This is a genomic window from Rothia sp. LK2492 (assembly GCF_040946345.1).
Taxonomy (GTDB): Bacteria; Actinomycetota; Actinomycetes; order Actinomycetales; family Micrococcaceae; genus Rothia; species Rothia endophytica.
In genome coordinates this window covers 121,484-134,791 of record NZ_JAYWLX010000001.1, presented here as the reverse complement: position 1 = coordinate 134,791, position 13,308 = coordinate 121,484, and the positions used below count along the sequence as shown (strand labels likewise).

Here is a 13,308-nt window from a genome sequence, read left to right as displayed (position 1 = left end):
CTACCCGGTGGCGGTTTTTCTATAGGGAAAGTTAGAAGAACCGGTGATCTTCTGGAGCTAGACGAGCCGCGCGGCGTGGCTCAGAAATGCCCGCAGCCTTAATCAGGCTAACGACCCGTTGCCGATGCCCTCGATAGGGGGCTAATAGCTCAACCATGCGCGCATCGTCCCCGCGCCGGCCGTCAAAGGCATAGGTCACATGGTGTGCCAGGTGGTAGTCACCCACCGATACCGCATCGGGGTGCCCGCAGAAACGCTGTAAAGTCTCAGAAATCGTCCATGGCCCTACACCGGGCAGGGACGCCAAGGCCCGCGCTAAGGGCGCCACATCACCTGCGGATGCCAGGCGTTCAAAAGGATCTGCGGTTCGCGCGTACTGCACAATGGCATCAGACCGGGCACGGTCGTAACCTGCCCGATGCCAAGTCCACGAGGGGATACTTGTAAATACTGAGGCTTCAGGGAAGATGAGCATACCGGTAGGCTGGTCCGGCTCACCGGTGGCAGGCGCCGGCTGGCCATACTGACGCAACAGGGCACGCATGCCGCCCATCGCCTCGATACCTGTCACCCTTTGCTCGGTAATCGCCTGAATCAGGTTCTGGCTGAGCAGGCCGATGGCTGGTAACCGCAAACCCGGATTGCGCGCCCGAGTAATTTGTAAGCGCTGGGGGAGGAGCTCCCAGGTATCCGACCCGTAGAAAGCGGACCAGTGGTCATCTTCACCCAGCCAGGCGGGAACCCTGCGGGCAAAAGACTCAAGATCCGCAGCGGCCTGGGCGCCAGTAGTCTCAGACCAGAGGGTGACCGCCACTGGAGCTTCTAAACTTCCCCCGGCTTCCCGGCGAAAGCGAACCAGAAGACCGGTGCTGCCCTCACGGGCTGTAGCCCAGTAAGCCTGCCCGCGAACATCCTTCACCGATCTGAAGAGCGGGTCAAAAGTGCCACGCTGCAGGGGAGCAAAGGTCTGCCCCAGGTGCAACCTGTGGCTTGGCTCAAGGGTGAAGGACGCCCGCAACATGGTCACCATTTTCTCACGACTACCAGCGGATAAGCTGACGGGAAACATCATCAACGGTGGGTGGCATAGTCGAAGCAAGCTGACCCTTTCGCCCGGTTCGCTAACGCTCACAAGCCGATTCATGCCAGACCCATGCCAGCGCGCCTTCCTTGTGCCCACACCCCCGTGGCTCTAATACTCAGAACTAAGTCTCGCAAGAGCACACTTGCAGAAGCCTCCTCTATACTGGGACGGACAGATTTTAGCCGCATCTAAGAGGCTCATGGCACCGTTAGCTTTACTCCCGGAGACACACCGCACCCGCGCGCGGGCACTCGCTGCTGCCCTTGCGTTGGTCGTTTTTGCGCTCTACAGCCTTTACTCCTGGTTTCAATGGCGCCATTTTGTAATCCCCTCCTGGGACTTGGGAATCTTTGCTCAGCTGGCCAAGGCTTATGCCACTGGCCAAGCCCCCATCGTTCATATTAAGGGTGAGGGCTTTAATCTGCTGGGGGACCATTTTCACCCCATCACGCTTCTTCTGACGCCCTTCTACTATGTGTGGCCCAGCCCAGCAACCTTGCTCTACGTGCAAAATGCTCTGATTGCTTTATCGGTCTACCTGCTGGTGCGGTTTGCTCAGCAGGTGCTACCTACCGTCTCAGCTCTTTGCCTGGGCGCTGCGTATGCACTCAGCTTTGGGGTGCAACAGGCCGTTTCCGTGCAGTTCCACGAGGTGGCTTTTGCATTGCCCCTGCTGGTCATGTCCCTGGGCTACCTGGTGATTTCCAGGGTGACTGATCAGCCTGCAAAAGCGCTGCGGAGGGCCGTCTACTGGGCTGCCCCCCTTGTCTTCGTCAAAGAGGATATCGGTATTACAGTCACCGCTATAGGGCTGGTCGCCCTGCTTCGTACCGGCTGGTTGAGACAAGTTACTGACCTAGTGTTCCCCTCAGCGAGTAAAGACCCCGCCACTGTGCGTCAGCGTCTGCGTACCGCTCTTTCATCTTGGGTCAGTACCCCTGCTGTTGCTGAAACAAGCGTGCTGGCGCTGTGGGGCGTCACCTGGTCCCTGCTCGCCGTCGGGCTGATTCTGCCCTACTTCAACACCGGGGGAATCTTCGACTACTCCGATAAACTGGATGTCGGAGCTGCTATCGGTAACCCCCTGGGTGCCCTGGCCCAGTTCTTCTACCCCTGGCAAAAATCAGCCTCCCTGGGGATCATTTTGCTGGTCGGCGTCCTCGCCTGGGTAGCCAGCCCTCTAGCCCTCATTGCTCTCCCCACCCTCCTTTGGCGTTTCCTTTCCCCACAGGAGGGCTATTGGCTTTCGACCTGGCACTACTCCTTGGTGCTCATGCCCATCGTTTTTCTCGCGCTACTGGATGTCTGTGCTCGGCCACAGCGAACTAAATGTAGGGCAACGGGCAGGGGCGCTCGCTTCCGGCGGTCTTACCGCTGCCTAGCACCCCAGATTCTGCCCGCGCTAGCACTAGTCGTAGCGGTTGCTCTCACTCCGCAGCAGCCCCTCTGGCAACTAACAGACCCTAGCTTTGCTACCTCCCAGCTCTCAGCATCGGACACCGCTAAATACAACGTACTGGCCTCTATTCCGGCAGGTACCACCGTTGCTGCTGACCTCTCGGTGCTTACCTACCTGGTCGAGCCGAATACCGTCTACTGGATTGGGCACGAGGGTAAACCTGCCCCCGACTATGTGGTCATTGACAGGCTGGGAAGCGCCTGGAACGGCAAAGCTCCCACCGACATCGCCGCTTACGCCTCAGAGCGCTACCAAGCTACCTACCTGCCCCACCACAGCGTCGGTACTATCGACGTTGTGCGCAAAATCAGTAACTAGAAAAGGCAGATAAGGTGTGCTGTACCTTCCATCACCACAGCACCTTAAACATCAAAACCTCCTGTACAGTTGAGACCGTAAGTATCGGGAACCCCCGACGATTCTCTTAGCGCCCATGCCCATTTTCTGGCACAGACAGGGCTACGCGCGTTCAACTTTCACCCCTTGGCACAGGTGAAACGGTTGAGCCACCGATAGAGAAACTGATAAGTATCAGCTCGCCCAAGCGCGCCTCCTTCACCTGCACATTCGTGCAGAGACACGTTAGCTCCGTTGCCACGAGATCTAACCCACCTGTCACTGGCTTTTAGAAGTTAGACCGGTTGCAGCCGTTCACACGGCTACCGAAACAGACGAAGAACAAGCGCCCATGATGAAGACCTCACCTGAGGCCCCTCGCGAGCAACCAGGGGAACAACCCGTGCAGCGCAACCAACGACAACAGCGCTGAACCCCCACTCGATGAGGAAAACATTGACTGAAAATACTGCTGTTAACGCAGAAACCGCAACCAACGACCTATTCAAAGAACCGGTTGCAGACACCACCACTCATGTTTCAGAAACTACCGAAGCACCCGCTGAAGAAGCAGGCGTACGCTTCACCGACCTGGGCCTGGACGCTCGCGTCCTAGCGGCCCTTGAAAAGGTCGGCTATGAGAAGCCCTCACCCATTCAGGAACAGACCATCCCCTTGCTGCTTGACGGCCGCGACGTTGTGGGTCTGGCGCAGACCGGTACCGGTAAGACCGCTGCCTTCGCTGTACCTGCCCTCTCACGCCTGGCAGAACTGGCCGACGTCAACGGTCACACCAAGGACACCCAGGTGCTTGTTCTTGCACCCACCCGCGAACTTGCCCTGCAGGTAGCAGAAGCCTTTGGCTCCTACGCCACCGAAATGGACGACTTCACCGTGCTACCCGTCTACGGTGGCTCCCCCTACGGCCCCCAGCTGTCTGGCCTCAAGCGCGGTGCACAGGTTGTCGTAGGTACCCCCGGCCGCGTCATTGACCACCTCAAAAAGGGTTCACTAGACCTCTCTAACCTGCAGTACCTGGTGCTCGATGAAGCCGACGAAATGCTACGCATGGGCTTCCAGGAAGCCGTTGAAGAAATCTTCGAGCAGACCCCTGCTACCAAGCAGGTAGCTCTCTTCTCAGCGACCATGCCCAAGAGCATCCGCAAAATCGCTGAGCAGTACCTCAATAACCCCGAAGAAGTTCGCGTTAAGTCAAAGACCACCACTAGCTCCAGCATCCGCCAGCGCTACATGCAGGTCATGCACTCCCACAAGCTGGAGGCAATGACCCGCGTGCTTGAGGTTGAAGATTACGACGGCATCATCGTCTTCGTTCGCACCAAGCGCGAAACCGAAGAGCTCTCAGACAAGCTCAAAGCCCGCGGTTTCCAGGCTGCTGCCATCAACGGCGACATCCCCCAGAACCAGCGTGAGCGCACGGTTGAGTCCCTGCGCGATGGCCGCATTGACATCCTGGTAGCAACCGACGTCGCGGCCCGCGGTCTTGACGTTGAACGCATTTCCCTGGTCGTCAACTACGATATCCCTCACGACACCGAATCCTACGTGCACCGCATTGGCCGTACCGGCCGCGCAGGCCGTACCGGTGAAGCGATTCTGTTCATGACTCCCCGCGAAAAGTACATGTTGCGCCAGATCGAAAAGGCAACCCGCCAGCCGGTCGAGCAGATGCACATGCCTTCAGTGGATGATGTGAACGAAAACCGCAAGCAGAACTTTGCTCAGCAGATCACTGACACCATCGAAACCGAAGACCTCAGCCTCTTCCGTGAGCTCATCAACGCTTACGCCCTGGAACACGATACTGAAGGTGAAGAAATCGCAGCAGCTCTGGCCTTTATCGCCCAGGAAGGTCGAACCTTCCTCATTGAGGACCTGCCCGAGCCCAAGCGCAAGAGCCGCGACCGCGACTTCGACCGTGACTCCGACCGTGACGACAAGCCCCGCGGCGGGCGTCGTGGCCAGGAAGAAGGCATGGTTGACTACAAGCTCAACGTTGGTCGCTCTTCCCGCGTAAACCCCGGCATGATCGTAGGCGCACTGACCAACGAAGGTGGCCTTAACGGCAAGCAGGTTGGTTCTATCGACATCCGTGACCACTTCTCCATTGTTGGTCTGCCTGAAGATCTGCCCGGCGACTTCTTTGACCGTCTAGAAAACACCCAGATTAACGGTGAATTCATCAACATCAAGCGTGATCGCGGCCCCAAGGGCGGCGGCGGACGCGGTGGTCGCAGTTTCGGCGGCGGGCGCGGCGGCTATGGCGATCGTGATCGCGGCGGTGACCGTGGTGGACGCGGCGGCTATGGCGATCGTGATCGCGGCGGCGACCGTGGTGGTCGTGGTGGCTACGGTGACCGTGGTGGACGCGGCGGCTACGGCGACCGCGACCGTGGTGGACGCGACTTCGGCGGCAAGAAATTTGGCGGCCGCAAGAGCTACTAAAGCCTAATGAGTGGGCTGCTGCCGGGGTAACCGGTGGGCAGCCCGCTTCCATGGAGCAAGGCGCAGAGGTGGCCGGCTTCCTGTGTTATTTCAACATAGAAAGCTGTGGGTCAGAACACCTGTAAAAGGTACTGGCAAAATTTGCGCCTCGCGGCAGAAGTATCGTAGAGTATTATCTGTTGCCCCGATAGCTCAGTGGTAGAGCGCCATCTTGGTAAGATGGAGGTCCCGGGATCGATTCCCGGTCGGGGCTCTCGCAAGAGCTCATAAATAAATATGTTCATGGCGATTGCATGGCGGTGTAGCTCAGCTGGTTAGAGCGCACGACTCATAATCGTGAGGTCGACGGATCGAGCCCGTCCACCGCTACGCCCCGATAGCTCAGTGGTAGAGCGCCATCTTGGTAAGATGGAGGTCCCGGGATCGATTCCCGGTCGGGGCTCAGAATTAAAACCCCTTCAACATTGCGTTGGAGGGGTTTTCTGTATGCTTGGTCGGTCGCACATTTTGGTCAAAGGCGCCCATAATTTCAAATAAGACCTTGGCTAGCTCTAGAGTGGTGTCATGGCTATTAACCAAGACATCGTAGGGCGTATTTACCCGCCCGCTGGCACCTATACAGTAGGGCGAGAGAAAATTCGTGAATTTGCGGCAGCTGTTAAGGCTGAGTCCCCCCTGCATTTTGACGTGGAGGCAGCTCAGGCAGCGGGCTACGCTGACCTGATCGCTCCACCTACTTTTGCTATTATTCTTGCGCAGAAGGCTGATGCCGCCCTCATTCAAGACTCTGAAGCTGGCATTGACTTCTCCCGCGTGGTGCACGCTGAGCAGCGTTTTACTCACCACCGACCCATTGTGGCAGGGGATGAGCTGCTGACTGAGCTGCACGTTGACTCCGTGCGGGTCATGGGAGCCGGTGCCATGCTGACCACCCGCGAAGAAATTATGACCCTAGACGGCGAAGCAGTAGCTACCTGCATCTCGTCGCTTCTTGTACGAGCTGAGGACTAGAATGCCTACTTTTGCTAATCTTGAAAAGGGCGCCGAAATCGGGTCCCGCCAGATTCCTGTAACCCGTGCTGACCTTGTTGCCTACGCGGGCGCGTCCGGGGACTTCAACCCTATTCACTGGAACGAACGCTTTGCTACCGAGGTCGGACTGCCGGGCGTTATTGCCCACGGTATGTTCACCATGGGGGCGGCGGTGCAACTGGTGACCGATTGGGTCGGTGACGCCGGTGCCATCGTGGACTACCAGACCCGCTTCTCCAAACCTGTCCCTGTCCCTGACGCTCAGGACGCAGCCAGCCCGGCAACCGGGGGCAACGTCATCACGGTTGCCGGTAAGGTAGGCGCTCTGGACGAAGAAAGTCAGATCGCCCGAATTGACCTGACGGTTACCGCCCCTGACACAGACGGCAAGGACCAGAAGGTTCTGATGAAGGCACAAGCGCTAGTCAAACTCTAGAGAATGTAAATACCCCGTACCGCCCCAGCTACGGGGTGTCTATCGAAAGTGATAGAAAGTTCTTTGGCCAGGTTGAAGGAATTAAACGGGGAAGCGATGAGCAGATTTTATAATCCATCACCCAACTGGCCCACCCCGCCCGCCTGGATCGCGAAAATAGTGGGGATGCCTGGGGTAAGGAGCGGTATCGACGCGTGGCGGTGAACCTTCCAGCTCACGGTAACCTTTGGGCGTGTGAGCAGAGACACCTTTTCAGTATAGCGGCAGGTTCACAGGGGGCTTTCCCCCTTCAGATAGTGGTGCTTCAAGAAGTAACGTGGTCGGTGGTTATATTTGCTGACTAGAATACAGAGGGAAGCACACCGCTATCTCTCAATACTCTCTCTAAGGGGCCTCATCTTTTATGGCACAGCGCCTTCAGCTCTCTGAACGTGAAATAACTGTCTGGTATCGCGCTGTGCTGGGGCTCTTCTTCGCCAGTGGGCTCGTCACCGCAGCTCTGCTGACTCGCCTTCCGGATGTCGCGCACGGTTTGGGATTAAGCTCCGGACCCATGGGTATGTTGCTTTTGGGCATGACCTTGGGGTCCTTCACCGCCGTCAGTTTCTCGGGTGCAGCCGTGGCAAAATTTGGCTCCCGCACCTGTATCGCAGCTGCCTATGCAGTCACCATCGTAGGCATGGTGCTCATCGGTGTGGGCGTGCATCTTTCGAGCTTCCCTCTTGTCCTTGTTGGCCTGATTTTTCAGGGCCTCAGCAGTGCTATCTCTAACGTTGCCTCCAACGTCCAGGGAGTTTCCAACGAGCGTGCCCTGGGCCGCTACGTCACCCCCATCATGCACGGCTTCTTTTCCATAGGTACCGTAGTGGGCGCCGCTATTGGCACCTTGGATACCGCCCTGGGTGTTCCTTTCATGGTGCACATGTTCTACTTCGCTGCTGCCGTTGCTTTTATTGTCTTCTTTTCGTTGCGGAAGTGTCACAGCGAAAGCTACGGTCAGGACGACACCAGAGCACTGGCGACCGTGGGCACCTACCGGGTGCGGGATGCTTGGCGCGATAAGCACACACTGCTGATTGGTCTCTTTGTCATGGGCATGGCACTGGCTGAAGGATCAGCCAACGACTGGGTGGCCCTGGCGCTCACCCACGACTACGGCACCAGCAGTTCAGTAGGATCCGCTGGCTACTTCACCTTTGTGGCAGCGATGATGGTGGGCCGTTTAGCCGGCACTGCCTTCCTCAACCGGTACGGCCGCGTCAAAGTACTGCGGGTGACCTGTACTCTTGCCCTAGGTGGCCTCACTCTCTTTATCTTTGCGCCCAATGTGCCCCTGGGTTTTGTTGGGCTCCTCATCTGGGGCCTAGGAGCTTCCTTAGGTTTCCCCACCGGTATGTCAGCTGCCTCCGATAATCCCCTCAAATCAGCGGTGCGGGTCTCGGTGGTCTCCACCATCGGCTATGCAGCTTTCTTGGGCGGCCCGCCTCTGCTGGGCTTGCTGGGTGAACACTTCGGCATTCGCAACGGTCTACTGGCGGTCCTCATCTTCGTTGCTGTTTCTCTCTATCTCACCCGCTATCTTGAACCCCGCAAAAAACCTGCGGTCTACACGGAGTCCCTGCCCGTCATCCGCGATATCCGCACCCAGGACTAGCCACCCGGCATCCGTGCTTGCTTCACCGGTAGAAGGTAGAGCTACTGCACAGTCATTAGTCAGCCTCACCCTGTAAACTTAGGGGCGTGACTGACATGCTTTTGAGTGAACTAACCACCGCCCAGATCGGTGGCCCCGCCCGCACCTACGTGAAAGCGACGAGCGAGCAAGAGATTATTGCCGCTGTGCGCGCTGCCGACGAGGCCGGTGACCGGGTGCTGATCGTTGGTGGCGGGTCAAACCTGCTGATTGCCGATGAGGGTTTTGACGGCACCGTAGTGCATGTAGCCTCTCAGGGCATCGAGGATATCGGCAATTACTCCTGCGGTGGCGCTAACCTGCGTGTGCAGGCAGGCCATAGCTGGGATGCTCTCGTTGCCTATGCGGTACAGCAGGGTTTCTCGGGCGTTGAGGCGCTCTCGGGCATCCCCGGCACCGTTGGTGCCACCCCGGTGCAGAACGTGGGTGCCTACGGCGCTGAAGTTGCACAAACCATCTCTTCGGTGCGCACCTGGGATCGTGAAACCGGAGGGTACAAGACCTTCGCCAACGCAGACCTCCAGTTCTCCTACCGTGATTCGGTGCTTAAACAGTCCACCGCGGACGGCAGCCCCCGCTATGTGGTGCTGACCGTTGACTTCCAACTACCTCATGGCACCCTTTCAGCCCCCATTCGCTACGCTGAACTGGCACGCCAGCTGGGTGCCGAGACCGGTAGCCGTGTAGAGATGAGGCTCCTTCGGGAAACCGTGCTGCGCCTGCGTGCCGGTAAGGGCATGGTACTGGATGCTGCAGACCGCGACACCTACTCCACCGGCTCTTTTTTCACCAACCCTATTGTCAGCGCACAGGCTGCAGCGCAGCTACCCCAGGACGCCCCGCGCTTCCCCGCTACCACCGCCACCGGCCAACCCATTGAAGGTATGGTCAAGCTGAGCGCTGCCTGGCTGATTCAGCACGCGGGCTTCGATAAGGGCTTCGGATTAGAAGGTGAAAGCCGTAATATCGCCGGTGGACGGGCCTCCCTCTCCACTAAGCACACTCTGGCTATCACCAACCGCGGCGGAGCCTCCACCGCTGATGTCGCCGCTATCGCACGCGCTGTGCGCGCTGGAGTGGAAGAGAGCTTCGGGGTGCGCCTGGTTGCTGAGCCGGTCATCGTTGGGTTCGAACTCTAACACTGCTGGGCTGAGCTCTTGAGTCTAGATAAAGAAATCGCCTCGGGGCAGGGCGGCCCCCTGCACCGCGCTATGCAACGCTACCGGGCCTTCGTGGGCCGGCACCTCATTCTGCTGTGGGTTTACCGCACACTAGTGATTGCCCTAGGCTTTATCTGCATTGTTGCGGGGCTCGTCATGCTGGTGACACCTGGCCCTGGCTGGCTTTTCATTTTTATGGGCATGAGCCTCTGGGGCACCGAATTCCACTGGGCGCACCGCATGAACCTCTGGGCCAAGGCGAAGGTCTTAGCAGCTTGGCGTACGCTGGAGCGCCGCAGACGTCGCCGGGGCCGTGGTCGGCAAACTGCCCGTTGGGTACGCAGACCCAATAAACAGCATTACTGCCCCTCGAACTGTCACTACCATCTGTAGCCCCGCCTTAGCCTAAAAGCTAGCAGGCAGATATTATCTAGCTTGACCCCGGGTTTTGCGCTTTGTTTGACAGCTCGCGGTCTAGCCCCAACATGTGGTCCACGGTAGCGTGGATCTGCTGGTCTTCGTAGCCCAGCTTACGCATAGCTACAATGAACTTTTCGGTCAGAAGCTGTGCTTTGTGAGAGGTGGCATCGAGGGCAGTCACAAAAGAGCCGGCGCGCCCATGAGTTTCGATAGCACCAGCTGCTTCGAGCTCCTTATAGGCTTTTGCCACCGTGTTCACAGCCAGCCCGGTTTGTGTGGCCAGTGTGCGCATGGGAGGCAGACGGTCGCCGGCGGCCAGCGTCCCGTCAGAACGAGCGGCAATAATAGCGCGGCGTAGCTGGGAGTAGGGCGGGACGTCCGACTCCTTATCAACCTTGAAATTTAAAGCGCAGATGCCCCCGCACAGCACCTCATGGGGGCCGTGTGCTAGGGGCATCTCGTGTGAAGTCATGGCTCCAGTTTACAGAGTGCCGGTGGCAATTCTAAGCATTCTGCGCACGGGCTCTGCGGCACCCCAGAGTAGCTGGTCGCCTACAGTGAAAGCACTGATGTACTGAGGGCCCATGCTGAGCTTGCGGATGCGGCCTACGGGGATATCCAGAGTGCCGGATGCCGCCACGGGGGTGAGGTCGCGCATGGTGGCTTCGCGTTCGTTGGGCACGACCTTTGACCACTCATTGTCGTTATCAATAATCTTTTCGATTTCTTCAACGGTCAAGTCTTCGGTGAGCTTGAGGGTCAGTGCCTGGGAGTGGGAGCGCATGGTGGCGATGCGAACGCAAAGACCGTCAAGGGCTACGCGTTCGTCACCGTCAAGACCAAGAATCTTATTGCTTTCTGCCTCTGCCTTCCATTCCTCACGGCTTTGACCATTGCCCAAATCTGAGTCAATCCAGGGAATGAGGGAGCCAGCCAGGGGCACACCAAACTGGGTGGTATCCAGCTCGCCGGAGCGTTGCTTCTCAAGAATCTTACGGTCGATTTCAAGGATGGCGGATGCCGGGTCAGCTAGTTCACCCGCCACAGTGCCATTGAGCTCGCCGAACTGGGTGAGAACCTCACGCATGTGGCGGGCACCGCCACCGGATGCAGCCTGGTAGGTCATGGAGGTTCCCCATTCGACCAGGCCCTGCTTCCATAGGCCGCCTAGACCCATGAGCAGGCAGGAGACAGTGCAGTTGCCGCCCACGAAGTCTTTGACGCCGGAATCCAGGCCACGGTCAATGACATCACGGTTGATGGGATCTAGCACGATCACGGCGTCATCGTTCATGCGTAGGGTAGAGGCAGCATCAATCCAGATGCCGTCCCAGCCGCGTTCACGCAGTGAGCTGTGCACAGCCTTGGTATAGTCCCCGCCCTGGGCAGTGACGATGACAGGTAACTTGACCAGCTCGTTAATATCATGGGCGTCCTTGAGGGTGCTTTCTTCCAGGGCACCTCCCAGGGTAGGAGCTGGTGAGCCTGCTTGAGAAGTGGAGAAAAAGACGGGGTTAATGCCCTCAAAGTCTCCCTCATCAACCATGCGTTGCATGAGCACGGAGCCGACCATGCCACGATATCCTACAAAACCAACTGAGTCACCGGGTGTAAAAGTCATGCTCCCAGTCTAACGTGCCTGCCTCAAAATGAGATGGGGCGTTCACTGTTCGAAACGCAAAATCTGATGCGCGATATCTCTCGTAGGCAGCGGAGAAAAGATTATGGTGCTGAGATATGCTTCAGGGTCTGGAAACGCATAACTAGCGGTAGCTTGGTGCCCTCTGCTGAAAGTCCATACCCTTTTTCTGAGAGGACGCGCTCGCCCTCAGTGACCAGCCTCCAGGAGCTATCGAGGGCAGGAGCATAGGTGTCCCCGGTGAGCTCAAGATCAAAGACGGTGCGCTCCACCCGCTGTATGCGCCCACCGTCAATCACGGGCACATCAGCTCTACTTAAGGCTTCAGCGTAGACTGAGCCACCCCCAATGACCCAAATAGTTTGGGGTTGCTCACCAGCGGCCTCCATAAGGGCATCATCGAAAGAGGGCACCCAAAGAACCCCATTTTTCTCTACCTGAGAGGCCGCAGAAGAGGTGATCACAATATTGGTGCGCCCGGGCAGGGGGCGGAAGCGGGGTGGGAAGGACTCCCAGGTTCTCCGGCCCATGATGACTGGCGCTCCCAGAGTCACCGTTTTGAAGTGTGCTAGATCCTCGGGGGCGTACCAGGGCATATCTCCGTCCCGACCGATAACCCCGTTGAGGCTTTGTGCCCAGATTGCACCCAATACCGGCTTGCTCATACCCACCCCTAAACAGCTATGGGCGCTTTGATGGTGGGGTGGTGGCGGTAATCCACCAGCTCGAAGTCCTCAAATTCGTAGTCAAAGATAGAGGCCTTCTTATTCTTAATGCGCAGTTGAGGGTAGGGGTAGGGTTCCCGGGAGAGCTGCTCTTCAACCTGTTCGTAATGGTTGGAATAGATGTGGCAGTCACCCCCGGTCCATACAAATTCGCCGGGCTCCATGCCCACCTCTTGGGCGATGAGCTGGGTCAATAGAGCGTAGGAGGCGATGTTGAAAGGTACGCCAAGGAACATATCGGCGCTTCGCTGGTAGAGCTGGCAGGAAAGCTCCTGGACCCCGTCCTGGCGAGTTTTGACGTAAAACTGAAAGAGGGCGTGGCAGGGTGGTAGCGCCATATCATCAACCTCAGCGGGGTTCCAGGCGCTGACGATGTGACGGCGGGAATCTGGATTAGTTTTCAAGGAGTCGATGACCCTAGCGATCTGGTCGATTGTTTCCCCGTAGCCAGCAGGCCATGAGCGCCACTGCACGCCGTAGACCGGCCCCAGCTCACCGTCTTCATCAGCCCATTCATCCCAGATACTCACACCGCGCTCCTGTAGCCAGCGCACATTCGATTCACCGCGCAAAAACCAGAGCAGCTCAATAGCAACCGACTTAAAATGCACCCGCTTGGTGGTAATGAGGGGGAAGGACTCAGAGAGGTCAAAGCGCATCTGGCGCCCAAAAACACTCTTGGTGCCGGTGCCGGTGCGGTCGCCTTTTTCATTCCCGCTGTCCATAATCTCGCGTAACAGGTCTTCATAGGGGGTGGGGATGGTGCTCATGGCAATCTTTCAATCAAACGGCGGTCACGGTAGGGGAGTCTGAACCTAACTCAGTATTCATCGGGCCCCAGGGCGCCCGCAGAGGAAG

General features: G+C 58.0%; 12 protein-coding genes and 3 tRNA genes. 10 read left to right on the top strand and 5 right to left on the bottom strand.

The features are described from left to right. Positions 1–31 precede the first annotated feature (31 nt). Positions 32–1,072: a DNA-3-methyladenine glycosylase gene (locus VVR27_RS00645; RefSeq protein ID WP_368546630.1), complete on the bottom strand. Its 1,041-nt coding sequence runs from the start codon at positions 1,070–1,072 to the stop codon at positions 32–34. 211 nt (positions 1,073–1,283) lie between these two features. Between VVR27_RS00645 and VVR27_RS00640 the strand changes: the two genes are divergently transcribed. From VVR27_RS00640 to VVR27_RS00595, 10 genes are all read left to right on the top strand, one after another. After that, on the top strand, positions 1,284–2,861 hold the full coding sequence (locus VVR27_RS00640) for a DUF2079 domain-containing protein (protein WP_368546629.1): 1,578 nt from the start codon (positions 1,284–1,286) through the stop codon (positions 2,859–2,861). 462 nt (positions 2,862–3,323) lie between these two features. After that, positions 3,324–5,345, top strand: coding sequence for a DEAD/DEAH box helicase (locus VVR27_RS00635; protein WP_409349907.1), 2,022 nt, complete (start codon positions 3,324–3,326; stop codon positions 5,343–5,345). A gap of 181 nt (positions 5,346–5,526) precedes the next feature. Further along, positions 5,527–5,598, top strand: a tRNA-Thr gene (locus VVR27_RS00630). A 42-nt stretch (positions 5,599–5,640) separates the two neighbouring features. Beyond that, positions 5,641–5,714 (top strand) — tRNA-Met (locus VVR27_RS00625). 1 nt (position 5,715) lies between these two features. Continuing rightward, positions 5,716–5,787, top strand: a tRNA-Thr gene (locus tag VVR27_RS00620). Positions 5,788–5,909: 122 nt separating this feature from the next. Beyond that, the gene (locus tag VVR27_RS00615; RefSeq protein ID WP_368546627.1) at positions 5,910–6,356 is read left to right on the top strand and encodes a MaoC family dehydratase N-terminal domain-containing protein; all 447 of its coding nucleotides are present in this window, start codon (positions 5,910–5,912) and stop codon (positions 6,354–6,356) included. A gap of 1 nt (position 6,357) precedes the next feature. Beyond that, positions 6,358–6,813, top strand: coding sequence for a MaoC family dehydratase (locus VVR27_RS00610; RefSeq protein ID WP_368546626.1), 456 nt, complete (start codon positions 6,358–6,360; stop codon positions 6,811–6,813). A gap of 403 nt (positions 6,814–7,216) precedes the next feature. Beyond that, the gene (locus VVR27_RS00605) at positions 7,217–8,467 is read left to right on the top strand and encodes an MFS transporter (RefSeq protein WP_368546625.1); all 1,251 of its coding nucleotides are present in this window, start codon (positions 7,217–7,219) and stop codon (positions 8,465–8,467) included. Positions 8,468–8,553: 86 nt separating this feature from the next. Further along, positions 8,554–9,645, top strand: coding sequence for a UDP-N-acetylmuramate dehydrogenase (locus VVR27_RS00600; protein WP_368546624.1), 1,092 nt, complete (start codon positions 8,554–8,556; stop codon positions 9,643–9,645). Positions 9,646–9,663: 18 nt separating this feature from the next. Next, positions 9,664–10,059, top strand: coding sequence for a PGPGW domain-containing protein (locus VVR27_RS00595; RefSeq protein ID WP_368546623.1), 396 nt, complete (start codon positions 9,664–9,666; stop codon positions 10,057–10,059). Positions 10,060–10,096: 37 nt separating this feature from the next. On the opposite strand, the gene VVR27_RS00590 is transcribed toward VVR27_RS00595, so the two are convergent. The 4 genes from VVR27_RS00590 to VVR27_RS00575 all read right to left on the bottom strand — a co-directional run bounded on the left by VVR27_RS00590 (position 10,097) and on the right by VVR27_RS00575 (position 13,220). After that, positions 10,097–10,558, bottom strand: a complete 462-nt coding sequence (locus tag VVR27_RS00590; RefSeq protein ID WP_368546622.1) for a GntR family transcriptional regulator — start codon at positions 10,556–10,558, stop codon at positions 10,097–10,099. Positions 10,559–10,567: 9 nt separating this feature from the next. Then, positions 10,568–11,707 (bottom strand): aspartate-semialdehyde dehydrogenase, encoded by a 1,140-nt coding sequence (gene asd / locus VVR27_RS00585; protein ID WP_368546621.1) that lies wholly within the window; start codon positions 11,705–11,707, stop codon positions 10,568–10,570. Positions 11,708–11,808: 101 nt separating this feature from the next. Beyond that, entirely contained in the window at positions 11,809–12,390 is a 582-nt protein-coding gene (locus VVR27_RS00580) for a dihydrofolate reductase (RefSeq protein WP_368546620.1), read from the bottom strand. An 8-nt stretch (positions 12,391–12,398) separates the two neighbouring features. Next, positions 12,399–13,220 carry a thymidylate synthase gene (locus VVR27_RS00575; protein WP_346872186.1) on the bottom strand — a complete coding sequence of 274 codons (822 nt, stop codon included), beginning with the start codon at positions 13,218–13,220 and terminating at the stop codon, positions 12,399–12,401. Between the last annotated feature and the right edge of the window lie 88 nt (positions 13,221–13,308).